General features: G+C 56.6%; 23 protein-coding genes and 4 pseudogenes. 20 read left to right on the top strand and 7 right to left on the bottom strand.

The window, feature by feature from the left end; genetic code table 11:
• Window positions 1-564 (bottom strand): LLM class flavin-dependent oxidoreductase (locus LB462_RS27550; RefSeq protein WP_224514685.1); only part of this gene is annotated, 564 nt, incomplete at its 3' end.
• Between LB462_RS27550 and LB462_RS27545 the strand changes: the two genes are divergently transcribed.
• From LB462_RS27545 to LB462_RS27520, 6 genes and pseudogenes are all read left to right on the top strand, one after another.
• Complete coding sequence (locus LB462_RS27545) at window positions 557-829, top strand: hypothetical protein (RefSeq protein WP_224514683.1); 273 nt, start codon at window positions 557-559, stop codon at window positions 827-829. The genes LB462_RS27550 and LB462_RS27545 overlap by 8 nt on opposite strands.
• Window positions 830-1,407: 578 nt before the next feature.
• Complete coding sequence (locus LB462_RS31665; RefSeq protein WP_224514681.1) at window positions 1,408-1,539, top strand: type II toxin-antitoxin system Phd/YefM family antitoxin; 132 nt, start codon at window positions 1,408-1,410, stop codon at window positions 1,537-1,539.
• A gap of 416 nt (window positions 1,540-1,955) precedes the next feature.
• On the top strand, window positions 1,956-2,222 hold the full coding sequence (locus LB462_RS27535) for a hypothetical protein (RefSeq protein WP_224514679.1): 267 nt from the start codon (window positions 1,956-1,958) through the stop codon (window positions 2,220-2,222).
• A 156-nt stretch (window positions 2,223-2,378) separates the two neighbouring features.
• Window positions 2,379-3,368, top strand: a pseudogene (locus LB462_RS27530) (type IV secretory system conjugative DNA transfer family protein); the annotation flags it as partial.
• 2 nt (window positions 3,369-3,370) lie between these two features.
• Window positions 3,371-3,791, top strand: a pseudogene (locus tag LB462_RS27525) (CopG family transcriptional regulator).
• 55 nt (window positions 3,792-3,846) lie between these two features.
• Window positions 3,847-4,307 (top strand): annotated as a pseudogene (locus LB462_RS27520) (IS110 family transposase); the annotation flags it as partial.
• Between the two features lie 254 nt (window positions 4,308-4,561).
• Here the strand turns inward: LB462_RS27520 and LB462_RS27515 are convergent.
• Entirely contained in the window at window positions 4,562-5,182 is a 621-nt protein-coding gene (locus tag LB462_RS27515) for a TetR/AcrR family transcriptional regulator (RefSeq protein WP_224514678.1), read from the bottom strand.
• A 260-nt stretch (window positions 5,183-5,442) separates the two neighbouring features.
• On the opposite strand from LB462_RS27515, the gene LB462_RS27510 reads away from it, so the two are divergent.
• Entirely contained in the window at window positions 5,443-6,711 is a 1,269-nt protein-coding gene (locus LB462_RS27510) for an NAD(P)/FAD-dependent oxidoreductase (RefSeq protein ID WP_224514676.1), read from the top strand.
• 127 nt (window positions 6,712-6,838) lie between these two features.
• Here the strand turns inward: LB462_RS27510 and LB462_RS27505 are convergent, their stop codons facing one another.
• The gene (locus tag LB462_RS27505) at window positions 6,839-7,573 is read right to left on the bottom strand and encodes a GntR family transcriptional regulator (RefSeq protein ID WP_224514675.1); all 735 of its coding nucleotides are present in this window, start codon (window positions 7,571-7,573) and stop codon (window positions 6,839-6,841) included.
• Window positions 7,574-8,123: 550 nt separating this feature from the next.
• On the opposite strand from LB462_RS27505, the gene LB462_RS27500 reads away from it, so the two are divergent.
• Entirely contained in the window at window positions 8,124-8,873 is a 750-nt protein-coding gene (locus LB462_RS27500; RefSeq protein ID WP_224514673.1) for an IclR family transcriptional regulator, read from the top strand.
• Between the two features lie 259 nt (window positions 8,874-9,132).
• Window positions 9,133-10,752, top strand: a complete 1,620-nt coding sequence (gene ggt / locus LB462_RS27495) for a gamma-glutamyltransferase (protein WP_224514672.1) — start codon at window positions 9,133-9,135, stop codon at window positions 10,750-10,752.
• 273 nt (window positions 10,753-11,025) lie between these two features.
• Here ggt and LB462_RS27490 read toward each other — a convergent pair.
• Window positions 11,026-11,247, bottom strand: a pseudogene (locus LB462_RS27490) (IS630 family transposase); the annotation flags it as partial.
• Between the two features lie 29 nt (window positions 11,248-11,276).
• The gene (locus LB462_RS27485) at window positions 11,277-11,720 is read right to left on the bottom strand and encodes a hypothetical protein (protein ID WP_224514670.1); all 444 of its coding nucleotides are present in this window, start codon (window positions 11,718-11,720) and stop codon (window positions 11,277-11,279) included.
• A 411-nt stretch (window positions 11,721-12,131) separates the two neighbouring features.
• On the opposite strand from LB462_RS27485, the gene LB462_RS27480 reads away from it, so the two are divergent.
• The 9 genes from LB462_RS27480 (at window position 12,132) to LB462_RS27440 (ending at window position 21,515) form a co-directional block, all read left to right on the top strand.
• The gene (locus LB462_RS27480; RefSeq protein ID WP_224514668.1) at window positions 12,132-13,472 is read left to right on the top strand and encodes an IS1380 family transposase; all 1,341 of its coding nucleotides are present in this window, start codon (window positions 12,132-12,134) and stop codon (window positions 13,470-13,472) included.
• Between the two features lie 289 nt (window positions 13,473-13,761).
• Window positions 13,762-14,667 (top strand): ectoine/hydroxyectoine ABC transporter substrate-binding protein EhuB, encoded by a 906-nt coding sequence (gene ehuB / locus LB462_RS27475; RefSeq protein WP_224514666.1) that lies wholly within the window; start codon window positions 13,762-13,764, stop codon window positions 14,665-14,667.
• A 17-nt stretch (window positions 14,668-14,684) separates the two neighbouring features.
• Window positions 14,685-15,344 (top strand): amino acid ABC transporter permease, encoded by a 660-nt coding sequence (locus LB462_RS27470; protein WP_224514664.1) that lies wholly within the window; start codon window positions 14,685-14,687, stop codon window positions 15,342-15,344.
• The gene (locus LB462_RS27465) at window positions 15,334-15,996 is read left to right on the top strand and encodes an amino acid ABC transporter permease (protein WP_224514662.1); all 663 of its coding nucleotides are present in this window, start codon (window positions 15,334-15,336) and stop codon (window positions 15,994-15,996) included. The genes LB462_RS27470 and LB462_RS27465 overlap by 11 nt, the downstream gene beginning before the upstream one ends.
• Before the next feature lie 45 nt (window positions 15,997-16,041).
• Window positions 16,042-16,833, top strand: a complete 792-nt coding sequence (locus tag LB462_RS27460; RefSeq protein WP_224514660.1) for an amino acid ABC transporter ATP-binding protein — start codon at window positions 16,042-16,044, stop codon at window positions 16,831-16,833.
• 244 nt (window positions 16,834-17,077) lie between these two features.
• Window positions 17,078-18,232 carry a trans-sulfuration enzyme family protein gene (locus tag LB462_RS27455; RefSeq protein ID WP_224514657.1) on the top strand — a complete coding sequence of 385 codons (1,155 nt, stop codon included), beginning with the start codon at window positions 17,078-17,080 and terminating at the stop codon, window positions 18,230-18,232.
• 297 nt (window positions 18,233-18,529) lie between these two features.
• A complete protein-coding gene (locus LB462_RS27450; protein WP_224514656.1) occupies window positions 18,530-19,708 on the top strand; it encodes a M24 family metallopeptidase in 1,179 nt (392 codons plus the stop codon).
• Window positions 19,709-19,726: 18 nt separating this feature from the next.
• Window positions 19,727-20,767, top strand: coding sequence for a succinylglutamate desuccinylase/aspartoacylase family protein (locus LB462_RS27445; RefSeq protein ID WP_224514655.1), 1,041 nt, complete (start codon window positions 19,727-19,729; stop codon window positions 20,765-20,767).
• Between the two features lie 433 nt (window positions 20,768-21,200).
• Window positions 21,201-21,515 (top strand): LysR family transcriptional regulator, encoded by a 315-nt coding sequence (locus LB462_RS27440; protein ID WP_224514654.1) that lies wholly within the window; start codon window positions 21,201-21,203, stop codon window positions 21,513-21,515.
• Between the two features lie 902 nt (window positions 21,516-22,417).
• Here the strand turns inward: LB462_RS27440 and LB462_RS27435 are convergent.
• Both LB462_RS27435 and LB462_RS27430 read right to left on the bottom strand, forming a co-directional pair.
• Window positions 22,418-22,672, bottom strand: coding sequence for a hypothetical protein (locus LB462_RS27435; RefSeq protein WP_224514653.1), 255 nt, complete (start codon window positions 22,670-22,672; stop codon window positions 22,418-22,420).
• Window positions 22,669-22,971 (bottom strand): hypothetical protein, encoded by a 303-nt coding sequence (locus tag LB462_RS27430; protein WP_224514651.1) that lies wholly within the window; start codon window positions 22,969-22,971, stop codon window positions 22,669-22,671. Before LB462_RS27430 ends, LB462_RS27435 begins: the two co-directional genes overlap by 4 nt.
• Here LB462_RS27430 and LB462_RS27425 point away from each other — a divergent pair.
• Both LB462_RS27425 and LB462_RS27420 read left to right on the top strand, forming a co-directional pair.
• Window positions 22,885-23,307 (top strand): IclR family transcriptional regulator domain-containing protein, encoded by a 423-nt coding sequence (locus tag LB462_RS27425; RefSeq protein WP_444359187.1) that lies wholly within the window; start codon window positions 22,885-22,887, stop codon window positions 23,305-23,307. The two genes, LB462_RS27430 and LB462_RS27425, sit on opposite strands and share 87 nt — an antisense overlap.
• A 402-nt stretch (window positions 23,308-23,709) precedes the next feature.
• A complete protein-coding gene (locus LB462_RS27420; RefSeq protein WP_224514638.1) occupies window positions 23,710-25,098 on the top strand; it encodes an extracellular solute-binding protein in 1,389 nt (462 codons plus the stop codon).
• Window positions 25,099-25,119: the final 21 nt, after the last annotated feature.

The following is a 25,119-nucleotide window of genomic DNA, read 5'->3' as shown; positions in this document are numbered from 1 at the left end:
CGCTTCCGACGAACCGCCAAAATAGAGCGGCGGGTGAGGCGTCTGATGCGGAGGGAAGAGCAGCCGCCCATCCTCGATTTTGAAATGCTTTCCGGTAAATTCCACCGTCTCGCCGCGCAGTACAGCTTTATAGATATCGAGGAATTCGCGCGTGACCTCATAGCGCTCATCGTGCGACAGAAATATCCCATCGCCCTTGTTTTCGACCGGGTCACCGCCAGTGACCACATTGATCAGCAATCGTCCCTCGGAAATGCGATCGAGTGTTGCTGTCATGCGCGCGGCAAGCGTGGGGGATTGCAGTCCGGGACGAACGGCGACCAGAAAGCGCAAACGCTCGGTCAGTGGCGCCAGGGCCGAGGCGACAACCCAGCTGTCCTCACAGCTGCGGCCGGTCGGTAGCAGCACGCCATAGTAACCGAGTGTATCGGCCGCTTGCGCCACCTGCTTGAGATAGGGCAGATCAACGGCCCGCCCGCCCTCCGAGGTGCCGAGGTAACGGCTGTCGCCATGCGTGGGCAGAAACCACAGAACCTTGATTTTGTCTGAAACTGCGATGGTCATCGTCAATCCTATAGGGCTTCAAGAAGCGATCTTGTGCGAGGGGCGGATGGAGTTGAGCGAGCGAGGGCATCAAGCGCCGAAAAAGGTTCGTCAAGCAAGCAACACAGGGACGGGCGACAAGTGCGTGGGCGAGGGCGATGCGTTGGGGCTGACCAACGGAAAGTTCCTTGGGCCAACCTACGCCATTTCGGGAAAGCTCGACCTTTCCGAGTGCTTCGCCAAATCCGCTGCGCTTTCGTTGTGGTATCCGGTTTATCCAGGCTAAAGCCTACATTTTCGGGGAATTTCAACCAGGGAAAAAGGCGCGGTCCGTGGAAGATCAGGCCGACTTGGAGAAGCGGCTCACGGATCCCATCGTCGACACCAACTGTTGTAACGCGGTCGATTCCAAAAATCAGCTGCAACGCACTCTTGCCACGATCCGAATCGCCGACCACCGTAAGGATCTCACCATCACCGACATTGAGGCTCACGTTTTCAATCGCCCGAGCGCCATTCTGATAGATCTTGCCCATGGCGTTAATCTCAAGCATGTCAGATCTCCCTGCGGAAGGAAGCGGCCGTCCTGTCGGATTATCCATTGAATGAACTACACAATGCGACCACTTAGCGGCTTCAAATTTGAAGCGGCAGAATAAATAGATAGCCTCCGGCCAAGAAGGAATGATTTACCAATCTCACGACTTTGCCGAACTGAATTTTCCGAAAATGGCCGACCGTCACATCTGACTTGGGGCACTACCGCAGCTCGGTCTTGTCGCCATCGCTCTGCAGCGTTTGGCTTGTTAACGAAAATCTCTAAAAGTGCACACTGGTGATCACTTTTTGAAAGTAAAAAGAGCGATGGAATCAATCGGTCTCAGAGAAGCGCGGGCATCGTTCTCGACGATCGTAGATGAAGCTTTCGCAGGAGAGCCCGTTGCGATGACCAGGCACGGCAGGACTGATGTCGTTTTGTTGTCCTTCGAAGAATAGCGATGAGGCGAAGGACGGGGCAATCGTGCATTGGCCACCACTACGTTGAAGCCAGAGCCGAGACTGGGTGTTGAACGTTACCAAGGGCGCTGTCATGTCTGCCCCTCAATCAAGGGATCCGTCCTCGTCAGGAAGGCTGTGCGCGCACCAATCCTTCCTCGGGATGGGCTCACCCACTAGAATTTAAAGGCTGCAACCTTGTTGTGGTCAAGCGTGAGTTCGGATTTGAAGCCGGAGCCTGTACCGCTCCGTTTGCTGTGCAGCGCCGCCCCTTCGCCGAAAACGCATTTGCTGTCATGTTCGGTCTGCCATTGCATACCTCTCGCTCGAGGCGCCGGTGATGCAAATCTTCGCCGAGCCATTCGTCGAACTATCCCGAATAAGAGGAGCGGGCTTCTTCTATCTCGTCACGCGAGATGGCCGAACCTCCGCCCCTTCGAGCTGTCGAACTCGTCAACCGTTTCGTTGCCTGCCTGATGTTTTTGAGCGCGCTCAGCCTGCTCGGTATTGGCGTTCAGCCTCCAGCTACCGACTGGGGATCGCTGATCAAACTCAATGCGACCAGCCTTTTGCTCGATTCGACGGCGCCGCTCATTCCCGGGATTTTCATCCTTATCGCTTCACTGTTCGCGCTCTTTGCTGCCTCCAATGCATCGCGCCAACTGGACTTCTCAAAATCATGACAAAGCTATTCCTGCACTCCTATGGCGTTCGTTACCAGTACCGTCATAAGCCGGGCTTTGATGTGTTTTCGCTTGTCGATCTCGCTGCACATTTAGGATTCGACAGCCTGAATGTCTCGTGCTTTGAACAACTATCTCGAAATCTCGGGGATGGATCTCGCCCATCGCTGCGATTGGCGCATCACCGACATCGTGGCCGAACAGAAGCCGACCACGCTCTATCTCGTCGTGCCACCCTCCGACATCTCCCGCACCAAGCCGCTCGTGCGCCTGGTGCTCGACCAGATCGGTCGACGCCTCGCAGAAGATCTGCATGCGAAGGATCGTCGCCATCGTGTCCTCATGAGGCTCGACGAGTCCCCCGCGCTTGGCCGTCTCGACTTCTCCGAGTCGGCGCTCGCCTTCATGGCCGGCTACGGCATCAAGGCGTTCCTCATCGCACAGTCGCTCAACCAGATCGAGAAGGCTTACGGTGCCAACAATTCTGTCCTCGACAACTGCCATGTCCGCGTAAGCTTCGCCACCAACGACGAGTGCACCGCCAAACGCGTTTCGGATTCGCTCGGCACCACGACAGAAATGCGGGCGATGCAGAATTATGCCGGCCATCGGCTGGCACCCTGGCTTTCGCATCTGATGGTCTACAGGTCAGAGACGGCACGACCGCTGCTGACGCCTGGGGAGGTGATGCAGCTTCCGCCGGACGACGAGATTGTCATGGTGGCTGGCATTCCGCCGATCCGGACGAAGAAGCGCGCTACTTCGAGGATGTGCGTCTCGGCGGACGTGTTCTGCCTACAGCAGCAAGCGACGAGTGCGTTGAACGCAGGTTGATAACAGACGACTGGTCGAATTACTACAAGCAAGGAAGGGGATCGCTAACAGACAGGGATTTTGCAGATTCGAACGCAACTCAGTCGGAAGATGGCAGCGGGAATGACGAGGCGTCAAACGCTGGCCTTCGCCGAGAGCCGGATTTGGAGGCGCGCAAGGAGATAGCACCGAACCGGTGACAGGGGCCGTCAATGAGTTCGACCTGAATGGCGAAGCGCCGGAACGCGATGCGACCTCCGACCGCTTTCGCGTAAGATGCGTCAGGTTGCTCGGCAGATATCCGTGGATCCTGGTGGTGGTGTGGAGCTTTGAAATTGTCAGGACGGACAGACAAAAAACACCGACTTTCAGTTTATCTCGAGCCGGACCTGCAGTGGCGACTCTTAGGTTTTCGCCTATCGAAGGGTAAATCTCTCTCGCTCATCGCGGAGGCCGCTATCGCGTCATTTCTCTCGCCGGATGTGGATGAGCGGGGAGAAGCGACGATCGTCAAACGCTTGGATCGGCTTGATCGGGCCTACAGCGATTGGAGCTGCGTGCCGAGATCACAAGCGAAACATTGGCCCTGTTCATCCGGTTCTGGCTGAATTCAGCGGCCGCCGTTCCGGAAAGTGGGCAGGTGGTGGCTCGGGCGAAAGGGGAGAGCGGTATGATCGATTTATCGCGGCTGTCGGTTGGCGCCTTTCTCAAGGGCCCACGCTTCGGCAGGAAGTTTCGGAGGAGAGAGATCGCTAGGGCAGTAGAGCTCCTTAACAACTCCAGCATCCTTACGACTCGGCGCAATGGCACGATGATCTTGCTGCACGCGGTTATTGAGGTACTCAGCGAAACCTCAGAAACGCCGACCGCTGTCCGCACTGATCTTGGCGCAATAATTTTGTCTTTGGAACTGAGTCGATCGACGGGACTCGTCATTTCGTTGTCGCCAGGCAACGGCGAGAAGATGTCGAAGCATGGGGTGGACGGCGGCGATGTTTCCGAGCTGCTGGATCGGTTTGCGCAGACGCAGGAGAAGGCGCGGCTCCGATCCGGGCGAGCGTTTCCAATCGTGACGACCCAGGAGGCGTGATTGGGCGGCATTTGGATACATTCGTGCTGGAAGCGAACGGGATCGAGAGTTACGTCGTTGATTCGGCTTCGATCGCTACTTCACGTCGGTGCCGGCGTGCGAAGACCGACAAGATTGATGGTAAAGCACTGGTCCGGGCACTGCTAGCGTTCAAGCGCGGAGAGCCAGGGATAATTGTGCTGCCGAACAACACGGCGACCGTATGTGAGTTTGAACCGGTGACGGAAACGCGCGGCGTCATGCAATCTGGCTCAGACCATGGATCCGAACAGACATCCAAAGGAACCGTGCTATGCATTAGTGATCAGCCTTGAGCAGAAGCCCTCGTATGAGCTTTAGCCGTGATAGATCCCCGTAGTATGCTTCGAGCTTGCAGTAACCGACCAACTCTCGCAACTAGCCGCCTAAGCAGCAACCGTCGACTCCACATATGTCTTTATTTAGGGGGAAGATCTAGGAGGCGCGCGATTGACCGAATGCCAAGATTGACGAGACGGTCGACCTGTGGACCCTCGTCGCTGAGGCAAGACTCGATCCAAAGCCCGTCGATGATCGCGAGGATGGCGATTGTCAGATCCGATGTCTCGACAGAAGAAGCGGATTTGCCTGCGTCACGCATCACCTGCGCGATCAGCGGCTCGGTGGCGCTTCTCAAACTCGCATAGGATTCGTCCCTTACGCTACCGATCAAAGGATCAACACGGCTTTGACCGACGAAGGTACCCCAGAGTGCCAGCATTCTGTACTCTGCTGCTTGGCCCTTCAGGGTCGCTTCTACAAAGTTATGGAGTCGTTCTCGCGGCGAACCCTGAGCGGTTGCCAAAGCTTGATACGCTGAGCTTGTGATCACCAGCATTACTTGTTGATAGGCGGCAGCAATTAGGTTTGCTTTGTTTTCAAAGTGATGCCGAATCAAGCCGTTGGTGACGCCAGCGTGTGCGGCGACCGAACGGACAGTGGTGCCCTGGATGCCGTATTCGAATATACAATCCAGGGTAGCTTCAATAAGTTGGTGGCGGCGCTCCGCTTCGGGCATTCTCGCAAAACTTCTTGCCATAGACGTTGTATCCTCATTCTACGATCGTTTTGGAGCGTCTATGCGATCTATTCAAGTCGAACAAATTATGCGCTTGCATAATAACTCTGACTCTACTAGTACTGCATGCGCGCTGCCGATGTCGCCAGCAGGCTAAAATCCAGCATCTCACCACGCCAACTAGACTTGGCGTTCGCGAACGCTGCACGTGCAGAACCACCACCTCGAATCCGGGAGCACGTCCGGCTCTTCGTTTCGACATGTCCAACTTCAGGGTTCACATGCAGAACTTCTACGAAACCACCGTCTCCCGCCAGCTCTATCCGCAATTGACTGGCACGCTCGACACACAGGTCTGCATCATTGGCGGCGGCCTTGCCGGCCTTTGTACCGCGCTCGGACTGGTCGAACGCGGCGTGCGTGATGTTGTTGTACTAGAGGGTGAGCGAATCGGCTTTGGCGCATCGGGCCGCAACGGCGGATTCGTGTTCGGGGGCTATAGCTTGGACGCCGCCGACCTGCTGCGCACGCTCGGCCGCGACGAGGCGCGATGCCTCTATCGGCTCACGATTAAGGCTGTCGACCTGATCCGCGCGCGAATTGCGCGATACGGAATCGACTGCGACCTCGCCGACCGGGGAGTGATGCTCGCGAACTGGTTCGATGATCGGACCCGCCTTGACAGACTTCGTGTGTTAATGAAACGCGAATTTGACGTCGACTGGGAACCGGTCGAGACGGACGAGCTGCGTGGGCGGCTGAAGACTGCTCGTTATCATGGAGGCCTCTTTGAGGCCAACGCCTTCCATTTCCATCCACTCAAGTACGTGCTCGGCATTGCCAAAGCGGCAGTCCAGGGCGGCACCCGCATTTTCGAGCAATCTCGGGCATGCGCGATTGACCGCCAAGGCGCCAGCTTCGTCGTACGCACGGCCAAAGGCGCGGTGTGTGCGAAGGATGTCGTATTCGCGGGCGGTGCTTATGCCCGAGGCGTATCGCCCCGCATCGAGCGGGCGGGACTGCCGATCGCAACCTACGTGATCGCAACCGAGCCACTTGGTACGCGTCTGGCGGACGTAATCGACGCGCAATATGCAGTCTATGACACCCGCTTCGCGTTCGACTATTACCGTCCATTACAGGACACACGAATTCTTTGGGGAGGTCGGATCTCAGTGCTCAACCGCGATCCAGAGGCCATCGCGCGACTGCTCAGGCGAGACCTCATACGCGTGTATCCACAACTCGCCGATGTTAGGGTGGATCACGCGTGGGGCGGCTTGATGAGCTATGCGCGTCACAAGATGCCACAGATCGGCCGGGACGCTGATGGGATCTGGCACGCGATCTCGTTTGGCGGACATGGGATGGCGCCGACGACGGTCGCCGGGGAAGCGCTCGCCGCCGCGCTGGCCGAGGGAAGGCCGGTGCGGGAGAGCTTCACTGTGTTCGGCCTGAGCCGCACGTTTGGCTTTGCGGGCCTCGCCGCTGCGCAGCTCACTTACACCGCGTACCAAACACGCGACATGCTCGCCGCATACTACTACTGAAAGTCGCGCAGTGATCCGATTGAGTCGCTAAAGGGTGTGGGCGGATCTGTGAGAGGCCGTATGAGCTACGAACTTCGCTCTCGTAAAAAGCTTGCTAATTATGGCTTTCGTCTAGCACAAGCCCGCTTCAAGCGTTCTTACTGCTTCTCGGCTTAGGACGTGCTGGGATACTTATCGAACAGGCGAGTTGATCGAATGGCGCCTGTACGACACCGAATACCGTCATTTTTGGAGAACTGGTCGTAAATTTGTAGAATCGGCGAAGCATAGGGTACCCGGAGGGAATTCCAAAAATCTCCTCCACTTTTCCCGAAGCCGGAGCCGCGTCAATAATGAGGTCGGTATTTACGACCTCATAGCCGTGACGTTCCAGTGCCGTCGTGACGAAAACTTCACCGAATTCTTCAGTTATGGCATCGCTCAGATCTGAGGACAGATAAGTCGCATCGTACATGAACGGCGCGCCGTCAGCATAAACCGTCTTACGAACGCAAAGCAAAGCGTCGGCTGGTGGGTTGAACGAGTTCATTGCTGTGTCCGAAATCTTCTCTCTCGTAATCGAATGCAACTGAATCGTTGTGCCTTCATAAGAAGGCGCCGAGATATCCAAGCGGCGCAGGACACGCGTTTGCTTCTTTACATAAGTTCCCTTGCCCGCAACTGCCACTAGTGCTCCGGCCGATTGCAGATCACGTAATGCACGTTTGATTGTGATTGGACTAACACCGAATTCCTCCCCGAGCATGGCGGCCGATGGGATGATTGCCTCCTGCTGGTAAGTCCCGTTGCTGATGCGTGCGAGAATCTCCTCCCGCACAGCTTCGTGCAGCGACGCCGAGGGCCGCATTGGAATATTGATCATAGAGGCTCTCCCGTCCCAAGCGCGGTCATTTCACGTGGCGATACGAAAATATAAGGCATAAATATTCCCAATTCCTCTTGGAATACCTAGTAGCCTAACTCGTTCACGTCAAGGTTCTGGTGGCCGCGGCTCAGCCGACGCTTTCGACAGACGGCTCGATGCCTGGTTCTGCTACCGTTCGGAATAGCGAAGGAACACGCATTGCCCGGTGATGCACCAGGCCGCCGCCATGAAGGGGATGTCGACGCCACGTTCATTTGGACCAAACACGAACCGGGTTTTCGCCTTGCCAGGGGTTTCGGTCAGTCCGCGAACAAACCCCTTGGCCTTCTCCCTGGGTATCGTCGTAACGAGGACATCCGTCCGGGTGCCCCTCGTTTGCAAATGATCCGGCGGCCCAGAAAGACGAAGCCATATTGACGTGGATGATATGGGTTCTCTCCATATTCAGCGTCAATTCAACTTGTCTCCGTTGACAGAACCGCCCGCCTCCCATAAGAAAGTTACATTATAGGACTTTAAGTCCTATTATCGGACCTTGGAAAACTGAATGGAAAACCGCGAACAGAGCCTGTCGGTACAGAAGGCGCTTGTAATATTGGAGCTTATCGGCGGCGCCGATGAACCGGTAACCGTGACCGAGATCGTGAAGACAACCGGCATTAACAAGACGACGGTTCTGCGGATTCTGTCGACGTTTGGCGAGGAACGATACATCGAGCGCGACAAGGCGTCGGGCGGCTATCGTCTCGGCGTTAACCTGATCGCCGTGGCCCAAAGAGCACTCCGGCAAAATCCCCTGATTATCCGCGCCAAGCCGATTCTGGATGAGATCGTGGCCCTCACCGGGGACAGCGGGCTTCTGATGACCCTCGAAAGAGGCATGTCACTTTGCGTTGAACGACGCGCCTCGACCACACCGATAAAGGTGGTCGGGACGGATCTAGGCACGCGCTCGCCGGTCCACGCGGGTGGCGGCCCCTTCGCTCTGCTAGCCTTCTCTAGCGACGAGTTCGTGGACGAATACCTGTCGAAGCCGCTTCAGAAGGCTACGGCCAAGACGATAGTCGAACCTGCCGCCGTTCGCGAACGTATTCGTGAAGCGCGTGAGCGTGGTTATACCATTGGGTCGGAAGACTTATTTGAGTACATCGTCGCAGTTGGCATCCCAATCCGCAATAATAGGGGACAAATGCTAGGTAGCTTGAGCATTGGCGGTCTTGTTCACCGTTTTCCTCATGAGCGGTGCATAGAACTAGGAAGGAAACTTATCGAAATCTCCGCACGACATCTCCGCTGAGTGGTTAAGGGGGCAATCATGAAGCGTCTCATTCGTGCGGCAGCTATAGCCTTGCTGGAGAAGGCCAGAATCTCGCTGGCATAGGAAGCTAGCAACAAGTCGCATTGGGCGAGCACTGTTCCGATTACCCGCCGGGCCCACACTCTAATTCTGTTGCGAGGCGATGATCCAAAACGGCCCGCTCAGCTTTCAAAAGACACCGTTTACGTCGAAGGCCACCTGTTCGACCGGCCAATAAACAACCAGTCATGGAGAACTAATGATGAATATATCCAAGTCCATGGTGTCCGCCCCTCAGCCGGAAGCGGTCGAAGCCGCCGTTGACATCCTGCGCGCAGGCGGTAACGCATTCGACGCGGCGATCGCGTGCGCGTTCGTACAAGGTGTCGTCGATCCTATGATGACCGGGATTGCCGGCTTCGGCAGCATGGCGGCCCTGTCCCGCACTCTCGGCGTTCATGAATATATCGACTTCCACGCTCCAACACCAGCTGCGGCGCGCGAGGACATGTGGGCAGACCTCATAGTCGGAGAAGCCCGAGACGGTTTTGGTTTCATCACCAAAGGCAACGTCAACGACATCGGCTACCAGTCCATTTGCGTGCCAGCTGCGTTGCGCGCCTACGAGAAGGCCCACCGCAAATTCGGGATGCTCCCATGGCGCGACGTGATGGCCCCGGCCATCGAGTGGGCGAAGTCAGGTTATGTGGTGAGACCCCATGTCGAGTCTTTCTGGTCTGACGAAGGCACCATGGGCCGAGTGTCCAACCAGGAACGCCTGCGTTACACGGCTGCGGGCAAGGGGCTGTTCTGTCGGGAGGACGGTTCTCCCAAACGGATCGGCGATACCATTCATAATCCCGATCTGGCCGCTACTCTCGAAGAGATCGCTCGCAACGGCGCCGACGCCTTTTACAAAGGCGATATCGCCGCACAGATCGATGCCGACATGAGGGCCAACGGCGGTTTGGTGTCGCGTGAAGACCTGGCCAACTATGAAGCTCCGACCCACGCGCCGCTCTGGGGCGACTATCGCGGCTATCGGGTTTCGACCAACGTACCTCCCGGCGGCGGCATCATGCTTGTGCAGATGATGAACGTCCTGGAGAACTTCAATTTGCGCGCCATGGGGCACAATGCCGCCGAGTACATTCGCACCGTCTGCGAGGCCATGAAGGTGGCGACCGCCGACAAGGATCGGTATATCGGCGACCCGAAGTTCCTAGACGTCCCGCTCGACCGTCTTCTGTCCAAGGACTATGCCGCTCAGATCGCCACTGACATCAGTGAGGGCAAGAAGGCGACCGTACCGCGGTTCAATTCCGGATTCCCGTCAAAGGACACCACGCATCTCAGTGTCGTCGATCGTGACGGCAACTGCGTGTCAATGACGCATTCGCTCGGCATGCCGTCGGGCGTCGTCACGAAGGGCCTAGGTTTCATGTATAACGGCTGCATGGGCGTTTTCGACCCCCGTCCGGGCAACACCGGCTCCATCAAGCCGGGCAAGGCCCGCTTCAGCTCGATGTGCCCGTCGATCATTTTCAAAGGCGATGATCCATACATCGTCATAGGTGCTCCCGGCGCGACGCAGATTGCCATGGGCGTGCTGCAGGCCGTTCTCAACGTGCTCGACTTCGACATGAAGGCAAGCGACGCGGTTGCTGCTCCGCGGTTTTCAGCGACCAGCGATCTTATCGACGTTACAAACCGTATTCCGCGGCACGAGACTCGCAAACTCGAAGAAATGGGCTATCAGGTGGAACGCTCACCAAAAACCTACGGCGTCGCACTTGTCCATGGGATCCGCATCGTCGATGGCAATCCCGATGGCGGAGCCGATCCAGGCAGCGATGGCATCGTGCTAAGCGCCGCCTGAACTGCAAACTGATTGCAGCTTGCTCTGATGCAGTAATCGCTACAGGCGATCGGACACCCTTTCGTTTCCTGCCAGTTGACGTCATTGCTCGGTCCTCGCGGCTAGACGCTGGTCGAGCTGACGAACTCGCGCGGCCATCCGCCTCACTTGGTTGTTGCTCCCACCTTCTGGCAGGTTCTCATGCTCAGTTCCTATTTGAGCATGAGCGTTATGTGTGCTCATATCCGGCGGCTTTTAATAATTTGAGCATTCCGTTGGCGAGTAGAGGGACGGATTGTCGAGAATGACGACGTCGCCTAGAATCAATGTCTGTGCCAATTGGGTCTCGACATAGGTCTCGAAGATGGGGCGGCTCATCGGCCGATCGACGACGAAGGGGAGGTCAGCCCTTGGCATCTGAGCCCGGCGATGAAGGTCTGCGTCTTCCAGTGACCGAAGGTAGCGCAGGCGCTGGCCCTTTCGGCAGCGGCCACGCAGACACGTCATATTCGTCGTCGTGCCGGGGTGAGTAGACCGGAGGAATTTCACTTGCCGGCCTCTCGCAGAACGATGCGTGAACCTCTCGATTCGCTCCCATCAGGTAAATGCGTTCGTTCCGAACGTCTGCCAATGTACGAAAAGGTCCCGCCTAACTCGGTGAAGCTGCCGCAGGAACTGCGACGCCCGAGTTTTGTGAGCCGAAAGCGCTTGTACTTTCGCATGATCCAGGCGTTGAGCTTCCGATTGACATAGTCAGCCAACGGCGCGTCCACCGTGCAGCGGTCGGCCAGTTCGGCGGCAAGCTCGGGCATGGTGATATCGTCCTGCTCACAGACCCGGCGCATCAGGGGGTTGCGGATCAGTAACGCCAGCCGCCTTCTGGTTTCGCTGCAAGGCGGCCTGTTCCACGCCATACTGCCATCAGATTCATCACGAAGGACACTGAACGCCGAAATAACCGGCGGCCGCATGTCGCGACCGACCAGCATCTACAAAAACGATATGTCGGCGAGTCTAAAGCCTAAACGACATGACAGGAAGAGAAAGCCGCATTGGGCTGAAACCGAGTTCATCCCAAGCATGGCGGTCGATGGATGATCGCCTCCGGCTGATAAGCCCAGCTTTCTGATGCGCGCGAGAAACTCCCTTGCGCATAGCTTCGTGCAGCGAAGTCGAAGGGCCGCATCGGAGTATTAATCATAGGGGCTCTCCCGGCCCAAACGTAGTCATGTCACGTGGCGACACGAAAATTTGCCGCATGAAAACTGGCCCAGTTTGAACTGGAATACCTAGCCCGAAAAATTCATGGGGGGTTGGCGGATGTGGTGCAAGCCGTTGAAATGACGTAGGATTTGGTTGCTTAAGCCGATCCGAACCATTTCCCGGAGACCACACCCGCCATGAATGATCATACGCTGCCGCTGAGCGGTTTGTCATCTGTCGGCGGCAAGTCCGTGATCGCGCGTTTCGACGGCGGCATGCTATCCTCCAACAGTGGCGTTCTGGCTCTGGCCGAGGTGGAGAAGCGACTGCTTGTGGCCGACCGTCTGGCGCGGTGCATCGAGGATCCGCGCTGCCCGGACCAGATCGTCCACAGCCTGGCGGACATGATCGGCTTTCGCATGAAGATGATCGCCGCCGGCTACGAGGATGGCAACGACGCCAACCGGCTGCGCTCCGACCCGGTCTTCAAGATGGCCCAGGATGCGCTGCCGTCGGGTCGGGATCTGGCGTCCCAATCGACGATCTGCCGGCTGGAGAACCTGCCCGATGTGCGCTCGCTGCTCGCCATGGGCCGGGCGATGGTCGATCTCTATTGCGCTTCCTTCCGGCAGGTGCCGAAGCGGATCGTGCTCGACATCGACGACACGTTTGACGCCGTGCATGGCGGCCAGCAGCTTCGCCTCTTCAACGCCCATTACGACGAATATGGCTTCCAGCCGATTGTAGTGTTCGATGGCCAGGGACGGTTCGTCGGTGCGGTCCTGCGGCCGGCCAAGCGGCCGGGTGGGGCTGAGATCCGCGCTCACCTGCGCCGCCTCGTGCGGGCGATCCGGAGCAACTGGCCGAACACCCGGATCCTGATCCGGGCCGACGGCCACTACTGCAGCCCACTGGTCATTGACTGGTGCCGCGCCAACGCCATCGACTTCATCTTCGGCCTGGCGCCCACCACGACCCTGCGCAAGCATGTCGCTGACCTGGAGACCAGCACGATGGCGCGCTTTGAAGCGTCGGCGAAGACGGGCAAGGTCCGCCGCTTCAAGGAGTTCGTTGACGGGGCCGCCAGCTGGAGCCGCGTCGAGCGCATCATCGCGCGGGTCGAGGTCGGCGCCCAAGGAGCCGATACCCGGTTCATCGTCACCAACCTTGCAAGCGGCAAGGCCAAGGTGCTCTACGAGGATGTCTACTGCCGGCGCGGAGCAGCCGAGAACCACATCAAATCCTGGAAGACCCATCTCGCCGCCGACCGCACATCTTGCACAAGAGCTGCAGCCAACCAGTTCCGGCTCTTCCTGCACGCCGGCGCCTACTGGCTGATGTGGGGCCTGCGCGCCGCGATGCCGAAGCGCTCGAGCTTTGCCGTCGCGCAATTCGACACGCTGCGTTTGCGCCTCATCAAGATCGCCGCGCGGGTGGTCGAGATCAAGACGCAAATCCGCCTGCACCTGCCGACATCCTGCCCCGACCAGCGCATCCTGCGCATCGTTCTCGATCGCATCCCGCGGCTCGTGACATAGCCGACGGGGCGCCGACGCCCCGAAACGAACCCGCTGACCTCTCAACCCGCAAACCCCGCCTTCCATCACGACGGATCAACCCCGGCGCCCGTGAGGCTTGTGAAAAAGCATCGCAAGGGCAACCACATCGCCGCTTCAGGCCGCCAAAAACTCATCGCCGTGCATCAAGGCGGCTAGTAGCCTGCCTTGGCGCCGTCATGGCTCTGTTTCCCCGGGATAACGAAAGAGGATATTGACATGGTTGGCATACCTAGTATATTTGCCTGATCACTGAAAAAGGGGAACTCAAATGAAACTGGACAGGAAAAAATCCGTTATGCTCCGCCGCAGCGCGCTGTTGGCGGCGGCATCGGCGCTGTTGATGTTCGGCCTCCACGCCTTCCCAGCCAGCGCAGAGCCAATCAAGGACCGCGTTCTGAAGGAAGGCAGCATTACAATCGGCATAGCCAACAATGCGCCTTGGGGATTCCTCGGCGCGGATCAGGATGTCACAGGCATTCAACCCGACACCGTGAAGGCCGTACTGGGACCGATGGGTCTCAAGAAAGTGGATTTCGTCGTGTTGGACTGGGGCGCGCTTATTCCGAGCCTCCTATCAAATAAAATCGACGCCATAGTCTCGGGGATGGCCATCACGCCGCAACGCTGCGAACAGGTCATTTTCAGCAATCCGGATATTGCGGTAGGCGACGCCATTTTGGTGTCGAAGGGAAATCCAAAGAACATCCACAGTTATGAAGATATTGAAAAAAATCCTGCGCTTCGCCTCGGCGGATCACGGGGCAGTACGAATTCAGAAAATGCGATCAAGGCAGGTATTCCGAAAGATCGAATGCAACTTTTCCAAGACGATCAGTCCGCATTTGCTGCCCTTCTGGCTGGTCGAATTGACGCATACACCCTCACATCGCCAAGCGTTATCAATGCTTTGAAGGATCCGTCGCTCAAGGAAAGGCTTGATAGAGCGGTACCATTCACCGGCTATGTGCAGAATGGAAAGGAATTTGCCAACTATGCTGCGGTGGTCTTTCGGCCGGAAGACGGCGGGCTCAGAGACCTATACAACGAAAGTCTGGCCGAACGGAAGCAAGATGGGGCTCTCGCAAAGCTGGCAGAAAAATACGGTTTTAGCGCAACAGAGATCGCATCTCCCGATGTGACCGCCAAGAGCCTCTGCGGCGACAAATATCGGTAAGGTGTGGAGCAGCGAGCATGAGCTTCATTGAAATCGTGCTTGGCATCCTGCAGGGGGCCGGTGTCACAGCAGAGGTGACCCTTTTAGGGTTGCTGTACGCGGTACCATTCGCCCTCGTCGCAGGGGTGCTACAGCACTTCTCGACGGGCACGTCGCGCTGGACGATTACTATAGTGATAGAGTTCTGGCGAAGCACATCGGTGCTCGTCCTCCTCTACGCATTCTACTATTCGCTGCCAGCCTTCGGAATCGAGCTTTCGGCTGTGTCAGTGGGGGCTATGGTCCTTGGCATGAACGCTGGAGCATATGCAAGCCAGTCTGTGCGAGCGGCTTTGCAATCTCTTGATCGTGGGCAATGCGAAGCGGGACTGGCCTTGGGGTTGGATCGCCTTACCGTCCTTCGAATGATCGAGCTACCCCAGGCGCTTCGAAATATGATCCCAACATTTGTCAATGAAGCCATCCAGCTCATCAAGGGCACTGCACTTGTATCGCTCATCACTCTGACGGACATGACGTTTCGAGCGAAGCAAATAGCTCAGTTGTCCTATGATCCGGTAGGAATCTACTCCGGGCTGCTGCTCTGCTATCTTATCATTTGCTATCCGGTCAGCCTGCTCGGCCGATACCTGGATCGGTCTGCGGGAAAAGCGGGAGGCCGTATAAATGGATTTTGATTTTGCTTTCGCGCTCAAGATCGTACCGCGTGTCCTGGAGGGCGTCGGGAACACCATATTGGTGGCGGTCCTCAGCTTTTTTGGCGCGACGCTGCTCGGCTTTTTTTGGGAAATGCTCCGGCGCAGTCATAAGGTGGTGCGCCCCGTCACACAATTCGCGATCGACGCAATCCGATCAACTCCGGCACTGGTGCAGATCTATTTTCTGTTCTTTGTATTGCCTTATTACGGCATTGTACTGCCTGCCCTCTTCGTAGGGGTATTTGGTCTCAGCTTCTATTATTCCGGTTACATCTCGGAAGTTTTCAAGGCCGGAATTGATGCCATTCCCGCAGGGCAAAGTGAGGCAGCGCTGAGCTTGGGTCTGGGCAGATTTGACACAGTGCTATTTGTTGTTGCACCGCAGATGTTGCGCAATATTGCGGCACCCCTTGGCTCGTACTCGATTGGCATACTAAAATCCACTCCACTACTCGCAGTCATCGCCGTGCCTGAAATGCTTGGGAGCGCCCTTGATGTTGCGTCCGACACCTATCGCTACGCCGAGCCAATGTTTGTGGCGGGAGTACTTTTCTTGATCCTAGCGCTCATTGCGGCCCTCTTGGTGGCGGTGTTGGAGCGGCGACTGGGCGTGCTCAGCACGTCTCACTAAAAGGTGCGGCAAAGGCTGGGTATTGAAACCGCCGGAGGAGAGCAAATGGCATTCGAATTCACAAAATCCGCAACCGTCGTGCAGTTCAACGAAAAGGCCAACAGTCAGCCTGCAGTGACGATCGAAGACGTGTCAAAGTGGTTCGGCACGTTTCAGGCGCTTCACAACGTCAGTTTGACTGTCGCGGCCGGCGAACGGCTGGTGATCTGCGGTCCATCTGGGTCGGGCAAGTCAACCCTTATCCGCTGTATCAACCAGCTCGAAGAGCATCAGGAAGGGCGCATTGTCGTCAATGGTACTGAATTGCGCCCGGGGATGAAGGGGTTGGCAAATGTGCGACGTGATGCTGGAATGGTGTTCCAGCAGTTCAATCTATTCCCACATTTGAGTGTTCTGGATAACTGCACCCTTGCCTTGCGAAGAGCTCGCAAGATACCTAGGGACGCGGCAAATCAAATCGCTATGGAAAAACTCGAGCGGGTTCGTATCGCTGAGCAGGCCAACAAGCACCCACGGCAGCTGTCAGGCGGTCAACAGCAACGCGTGGCAATCGCTCGGGCACTTTGCATTATGCCGAAGATCATGCTTTTTGATGAACCCACATCGGCGCTTGATCCAGAAATGGTCAAAGAAGTCCTAGATGTGATGACTACGCTCGCAAAAGACGGCATGACCATGATTTGTGTGACCCATGAGATGGGCTTCGCTCGTGAGGTCGCCGACCGTGTGGTGTTCATGGACAAAGGCGCCGTAATCGAAGAGGCTGCTCCCCAGAAATTCTTCAGCAGTCCGGAGCATGTTCGGACCCAGCAATTCTTGAAGCAGTTACTGCATTGAGATGCATGCTATCCCAAATGAAAAGGCTGCGAATGCGGAATTTTGCAGACAACAGTGCTCCGTCGGAAACTCCTATTAGAACGCGGGAACAGCGGATCGGCATGGTCTTTCAGCATTCCTCATTTATACCTCTGCTCCCAACAACATCACCTCCTGAGCAGATATTCGGACTGCCGCGCAAGTGCGGACGCAAGAATTCCTTACGAAAATGTTGTGAGCAGGTGCGATGAAAAGAAACACACAGTTGGACGACACACTTTGCGTTATTCCGCCGGAAACACCGTTAGAGGGTTTTGTTAGCCTATCGGTCCCGGTATATCGCGCCTCGACAATCGTTTTCCCGGACGCAGCCTCATATCGCAGCAGAGGCAATCGCGGGCCAGATGGCTATAGTTACGGCCTTTCCGGGACGCCAACGACCAGAACTTTGGAAGCCCAGATTTCTAAGATTCACAATGCAGAGCGGGCAATCATCTTACCCTCCGGGCAGGCCGCAATCGCAGCCGCCATGTTGACTGTTCTTAAGAACGGCGATCACTTGCTAGTCGCGGACAACGTTTACCCCCCAGTGAAAGACTTCGCAAACGAGGTCCTTTCAGGTCTGGGGGTCGAAACCGAGTTCTTCGATCCAACCAATACAGCCGACTTGCAGGCCAGACTTCGGCCCGGACGGACGAAGTTGGTATGGGTCGAATCACCCGGCTCGACCACGATGGAGGTCTGTGACCTTCCGTTCATATCGCGATTGAGCAAAACTTCTGGAGCGCTGGTTGGTTGTGATAACACCTGGGCGACGGGACTCCTCTGTAAACCACTGGAACTAGGCGTCGACTTTGTTGCAGAGGCCTTGACGAAATATGTTGGTGGTCATTCAGACGTTCTGTTGGGTGCAATCATTCTGCGCAACATGGAGCTATACAGAGATATTCGGAACACGCTGGGTTGCCTTGGTGTCGGAGCGTCGCCCGATGACTGCTCTTTCGCCTTGCGCGGTATGCAGACTTTGGCCCTGCGTCTGCGTCACGTCGGTGAAGTTTCCGAAGAGCTGGCACACCGGTTAGCAGAGAACGAACGTCTTTCTGTGTTGCACCCTTGCCTGGCAAGCTGCCTCGGGCACACTCTGTGGCAACGCGACTTCAGGGGCAGCTCAGGTGTTTTCAGTTTGAGACTCGATGGCGTTGCTGCGGACGCTGTCGATCAAGCTTTGGATAGCTTGAAAACCTTCGCTATCGGTAATTCTTGGGGCGGCACGAGAAGCCTCCTTGCGCCCATGGTCATTGCTCGCGACCATCATGCTATGTCTTTCAGCGAGACAACCTATTTGCGGGTGAGTGTTGGCTTGGAAAGCGTAGATGATCTCTGGAGAGATCTGCAGCGAGTGGCGGACCTCCTGCGGTAGTCGGATTGTCAATTCGGACCGTATGGAGCGTGTCTAAACTATCGCAGTCCATCAAAGGGCTGTCGATAGTCAAGGCTTACGCCGATGCGACGATCGGACCCCAGGTCGCGTTCAGAGTTTCTCTGGAACTTGCAAATAAAAGGTATATCTGGTATAACAAGTTATAAAACACTGTAGGGGTCGATCCAGTCTGCACTGAACGGCCTCCCGCGTCTGGCAACATCAGCGGATAGGATGTGCTGTGGGGCTATAAAGCCGGCCGGCACTCGGTATTCACAATCATCAAAAGGGACGCGTATGTCGGAGACAATGCCACGTTGGCCCGAGAAAAAAGAAGTTAACGAGCGAGTGGCCCAGCTTAAAGGGAGCATGCGCGACGCTGGATTGGACGCAATCGTACTCACGGCCCAGCATAATTTCGAGTATTATACGGGCTATAGAACTTTATTCTGGCTGTCGGACACGCGGCCTTTTTTTGCAGTTGTTCGCCTCGACAAACCCGGCATATCGATTGTGCTTAATCAAGGTGAGCGACGGGATTCGTTCAGCAGAGACAATCCAGATGTCCATCTGGTTTCCTATCAGGGCTTTACTCAATTCGCTTTGCAGGCGACAGCAAACTATTTGGGTGACCTGCCGAGAGGCTCTTCAGTTGGCCTCGACTATGGCCGCGATATGAACGGTCGAGGATCCCTTTCATTGATCGATTCCTTACGGAACGCGCCTCACGAGTTTGCGCTCGTGGAAGCCGCCGATCTCATTTGGCGGCAGCGTGCGATCAAGAGCGAGCATGAGTTCAGAGCAAAGCGCACAGCATGCAGCATTGCTACTGATGCATTTTTCAACGGACTGGCCGATTTAAGGCTGGGCATGACCGAATACGAGTTCGGCCAGATTCTCAAGATGCGCATGATCGGCTTGGGAGCAGACAGCGTCGATTGGCTTCCCGTCCGTTTTGGTCAGGAAGGCATGGACTACGCGGCGCCTAATTCGGATCGCCCGCTCCAACCAGATGATTTTGTTTGGGTGGATATGGGGGTCCGCCGCGCTGACCAGATCAGCGACCTGAACAGAATCGCTAAGACTGGTAAGCCAACGTTTGAACAGGACGATATTTATCGCTTCGTGCGGGATGTCACACTTCGCCTGGCAGAAGGGATCCGCCCGGGAATGACGGGCCATGACGCATTTGCGGTTTTTGAGCAACTATGGTCGGCCCGCAACTTTTCTCAAAGGGGAAAGCTCGCGATCGCAGGGCGCGTTGGACATGGTTCGGGGATCGCATTGACGGAACCCCCGTCGCTGATGGCAGGCTCGTCAGAAGTCATCATTGAAGACATGGTTTTGCACGTGGAGCCGAAACTTGAAATTGCCGGAGGCGTTTTCCAGGTCGAGGAAGTATTTCGGGTTACCCCAAATGGCCCCGAATTCCTAAGTACCATCTCTCCATCCGACCTGCCTTCAGTGGGGTTGTGAGGACCGATGTCAACTTGCATGACTTCTTCGCCAGAAAAGAAAAACGGTCCAAAGAAGACACCCGTTTGGACGACAATCAACTTCGACGCGCCTGGGATGCAGACGGACTTCGCGCGTGTTCCATACTCTTCCAACACATCTGCTTATGGCTGGATTCCTGTGCCGATGGTTTGCTTCAACGGTGGCAAAGGGGGGGCGACAGCGTTGCTAACAGCAGGGACGCATGGCGATGAGTACGAAGGGCAAGTCGCTTTGCGTAGGCTGGTTCACGAACTTTCTCGGACGGAACTAGAAGGTCGGGTAATAATTCTGCCAGCGCTCAATCAACCGGCTGTAAAGGCGGGTTGCCGCAACTCGCCCCTTGACGGCGGTAATCTTAACCGCCTCTTCCCTGGGAGTGCGAACGAAGGCCCTACTGCGGCAATCGCACATTTCGTGGCCCAAGAACTGTTCCCACTCGCGGACCTCATAATCGATTTGCATTCGGGCGGCAGCTCTTTGGATTATCTGCCGATGGCGCTTGCCCATCCCGGTCGCAGTGGGCCCGAAGCAGATGCGATTAGGCGGCTATTGAAGTGTTTCGGCGCTCCCTACAGCGCTTTAACCGATGGTTCAGGCGGCGGCGGAGGCTCCACCCTTTACGCAGCGGCCGAGCGACATGGGATTGCTGCGATAACTACAGAGTTGGGCGGCGGTCCGACGCTCTCCGAGCAGGGTCTTTCGATAGCTGAGGATGGTCTCAGGCGGGTCCTGCGCGATTTTGGGATAGCGTCAAGTCTAAAGTGCCGTGAAGCAGCTCCGACTCAATTCGTCCGATTCCGCAATCGAAATGGAACTATCTACTCTCCTTGCGACGGATTGTTCGAGAGTTTCGTGAGGCCGGGGCAAAACGTTACAAGTGGTCAGTGTGCTGGCTTCGTACATCGAATTGACGATGTCTCCACTCAACCAACTGAGATTGTTTTCAGGTCGTCCGGCATTGTTGCGTTCAAACGCTTTCCCACGCTGACCGCTACCGGAGATGCGCTGATTGGTCTCCTTAAGGCAGATGCGGCCTGACACGGTCCTGTCGGCGGTTAAGCAGATGACGTGGAACGGCCCTTCTTGCCTGAGACCGGAATACTTGGGCACCCACTCGTTACAATCCGGTTGCGCAAGCGCCGGTCGGAAAGCGTCGGCACTGGGTCGAGTAGCTGGCGTTGGTTCCGCTCTCGGGACTACCGATGGCTAGAAGAATGCTCGCAATGAAGTTTTTAAATTGAGTAGAGCAAATGCGAACGGATGCCGCAAAACCTATTTGGGGAGACGAAATCCTGCAGAACGACCGTCCGACTGGTGTCCGAGCAATGGCTGCTGCTTGCAAGCAATCTTCAGCGTTGGCTGATAGGAAAAGCGGAGACCAAGAGCGCGCGTAGCTCCCCGCCCTGGCAATTGGGACCAACATGTTTGGCCCACAAACGCTACTGCTGGCGAAACCAAGATGAGGGGAAGGATGCAATGGATCTACGTCATCTCCGATACGTCGTTGCCGCTGCCCGCAACGGGAGCTTTAGCGCGGCTGGACGAGCTTAACGTGCGGCAACCGATCATCAGCAAACGCATCCGAGAGTTGGAAGATGAGCTCGGTGTTTTTCTATTCGACCGTGCGACATCGGGTGCCCGTCTGACGCCCACTGGCGAAGAATTTGTTGTTGGCGCCCGGCGCATCATCGAGGGGTTTCAACGGCTGTCCGAACGGGCCAAGGCCAGCGCCGCCGGCTTGGGTGACCGCAACGACTTCACCACACGGCGGAAACCACTGACCTGATGCTACAGCTCGCCGCGGCGCGCCGCGGGGTGAGTGTCGTGCCGGACTGGTTGCTCAAGGAGGAGGGTGGCGAGCTAACAATCCGTGCCGCGCGCGGCTCGGCGCTGAGGGCATTCAGAAGTGTATTCACCTTGGAGTAAGGTGAAGAAGATGTCGACTACATCGCCGGATTCTTGAGCATGGCGCAGCAAAAACGCCACATCGCGAGATGACCGTCATTGCACATCAGAACCGCGAAAATACGTGGCTATAAACGCTGTGGGATGCATATTTGCGGTCAACGATCCGCCGTGCTGATGCAAGCAGAGGGTCTGCCGCGCGGCCGCTCGGGTTCCGACAGGGCGCGCCGAATGGGTCGAGCACCCCGTTGGTTTTGCGGAATTGCTTCAGAGGCGGTGAGCGGATCTACTCCTCAAACACAGAATCGCTGGTTCAGTTCCTTTCAAAATCAGACTTGAAGACATGTGGCCCCCAGCTTCGGTACGTCACGTTCCATCAATCGCAGGAATCGATGGTTGCGAGCCACCGCAACCAACATGCGACGAAAAAACATCGGTAATCCCGAAGGTTACTGGGATTTGTGCGCTTACCCCATATCGCCTTTGCGATCCTCCCTTCAATAACATCAGGTGCAAATCGGGCTGGTCATCCGGCAACCAATGGCGATGCGGAAAACGGCTGGGCGACAACGAGAGGGCGGTCGTGGGGCGCCTGATCCACATCGACCCGGCCGCTCTCTCAGCTCGGCTCAAGTGGCTGCTGATCCCTCCACTGGAGTCGCATCTATCGCCCGAACACGTCTTCCTGCCCAAACGTTTAGGCTTGGGGGGTGAAGTAACCGCGCGACGGTGTCTCGTTGGTGGCGCGGATTGGGCCGCTTAGCGTAAAGGCAATCAATGGTATTATACTCTGTATCGTCCCGGATTGGCCTGCCATGCGGAATGGGTCGCCTTGTCGAAAAAGGCGATTGTCTGATCCGATTGCTGGCGGCTCGTGCCTGCAGAATTTCGCATTCGCGTTTTCTTCAGCTCGATGTCGAAGAAATCGTACTGGTTCGCATTCATGAATTGATGAGCCAGGTCAATCGCGCCTTTTTCATCTACACCTCCAGACGTCAATGCAAGGAGTGCAAAGCGCATATTCGAAAATTGGGTCATGGCACCGCCGTGACTGGCGTTTTTGATGAAGTGGGCGGAAAGTTAATGAGGCGTGGCATGGCGTTCAGCAGCGCGCGTGTGTAGGGGCTCGCCAGCGCACAAAAAATGTCCGAGGTCGGGCCTCTCTCCTCGATGCGGCCGCAGTGCATGACAATCACGTCGTCAGCCAATGCGCGCACCACCCCAACCTCGCCGACTACGTTCGGCCCGTCCTGCGCGAACTTGCGGAACAGACGGATGAAACGGCTGCCTTTTACGTTAAGGACGGCAATCGCCGAATTTGTCTGTTTCGGCATCATGCCGACCGAATGTTCAGACACTACCTCGAGGAGGGAGCTTCCCTCACACTCGACAAAGGTGCAACGGCACGCATCCTCATGGCCTTCTCCGGGGAACCCGGACCTTTCTACGACGATATTCGCGAGAAGGGCTATTATATTTCTTTGGGCGAACGCGATCCCGACAATGGAGCGATCGGTGTTCCCGTGTTCGCAGTTGAGAACAGTCTTGCTGGATCGCTTGGCCTAACTGTTCAGATGCAGAGGTTCACGCCCGAAGCGCAGATTCCTTATCTTCAGGTTATGAAGCAATCCGCCGCCGACTTATCCCGCACCCTGAGTGCCCATACGAGTTAAAAAGACCAAACCGCTGAAGCGGTTCTTCCTTTGTTCAAGCGCTGTCTACACTTGGGTATGACTATGATCGGCCCACGCTTTGCGGACGGAAGAGTTCCCTCATTGCCGCACACTCATTCATACTTACCTGTCCAACTGAATGAGGTCATGGAGACTTTTTATTAGACTCAGCATCATTGTGTCGCCCGTTGGGCGGCTGGTTAAGATGAGGTCTTACCTGAAGGTCGTTCAGGTTCCCGTACTCTTTCAGCCCCATGCACCCATCTGCTTACCCAACTTTACCCAATTCGCTACCCTCTTTCGCAACTTTCATCCAATTCCTCAGCTATTCCGGTTTCAGGCGAACCTGGGAATGGAGGGGTGAGCCGTGAACAATTTGGCTGAACGCCGAGGGAGGATAGCATGCGCAATTCAATGGCCGCCTTTCGCAACGATGCGCGTCGTCGTATGAAGAGTATATTACTAGGATCTCTACTACTCACCACAACCGCGGCGGTAACAACCTCGGCTGAGGCAGAGACTATCAACTGGCGTCAGTTCGAAGGAACGTCAATCACCTGGGCTTATGACATTCATCCTTATGCCGATGCTCTGGCCGCCGAACTGCCGCAGTTCGAGAAGCTGACAGGCATTAAGGTCACGCCAGAGCTTTATCCGGACGATTCCTATTGGAACAAGCTGACGATCCAGCTGACGACCAAGTCACCTGCATGGGACGTTGTCGGTACCGGCATCCAGCCCGCATGGGACCTTGCGCCCGGCGGATTATTGGAGCCGCTGGATCAATACCTCAACGATCCCAAGCTGACCGACGCAGGCTACGACTACAATGATTTCTTTCCGTCTCTACGCACGGCACTCACCTGGAAGGTCGAAGACGGCCAGATCGCGACCGGCGAGGGCGGGCACGTCTGGGCCATCCCGCACGCGTTCGAGAACATCCAGCTCTTCTATCGCAAGGACATCCTCGACAAGTACAAGATCGCGGTTCCTGCCACCCCACCCGAAATGGCCAAGGCTTGCGAAACGTTGAAGGCCGCCGATCCTTCAATCACTCCGCTGGGCGTCCGTGGTGTCCGCTTCTGGAGCAGCATCCATACAGCAGCTGTGTCCATTGCTCGTTCATATGGCGTGAAGGATTTCGTCATGAAGGACGATGTCCTCGATACCGGTCTCGACTCGCCTGAATCGATCGCGTTCCATAAGGACTACGTGGACATGATCAAGAAGTGCGCCGCGCCGTCCTTCGCCAATGACAACTGGTATCAGGTCGTCGACGGGATCTCCTCCGGGCGCACCGCCATGGCGATCGACTCCAACATGTTCGGCTTCTGGAACGATGTCGCTGGCAAGCCAGCATCCGGAAAGATTGCCTTCGCTCCGCCGCTGCATGCGCCGAACGCGAAGAATTTCGAATCCAACATCTGGATCTGGTCGCTGGCAATGAACTCTGCGTCCCAGAAGAAAGGGCCCGCCTGGCTCTTCATCCAGTGGGCGACTTCCAAGCAGGTCGCGCTTGCAGGTGCGGTCGGCGGCAAGCTCGTCAATCCGCCGCGTGCATCCACCTGGAATGACAAGGCTTGGCTCGACTACGCGGCGAAGCCCGAGTTCAACAACTTTGTCGAAAGCTTCAAAACAACGCAGGACCGTGCTGCACTGGCATTCACCCCGCGCGTCGGGTTCGGTGAGGCCATGAATGCCTGGGCGGTCGCCATGCAGAAGATGGTGAACGGCGACGACGTGGAGGCCACGCTGAAGTCGCTGGCTGAAGAAATCCGCGCTGGTATGTGAGCATGAAGGGCGGCAGCTTGC

The organism is Phyllobacterium chamaecytisi (genome assembly GCF_020164455.1).
GTDB classification, from domain to species: domain Bacteria; phylum Pseudomonadota; class Alphaproteobacteria; order Rhizobiales; family Rhizobiaceae; genus Phyllobacterium; species Phyllobacterium chamaecytisi.
This window is presented reverse-complemented; position numbering and strand designations above follow the sequence as displayed.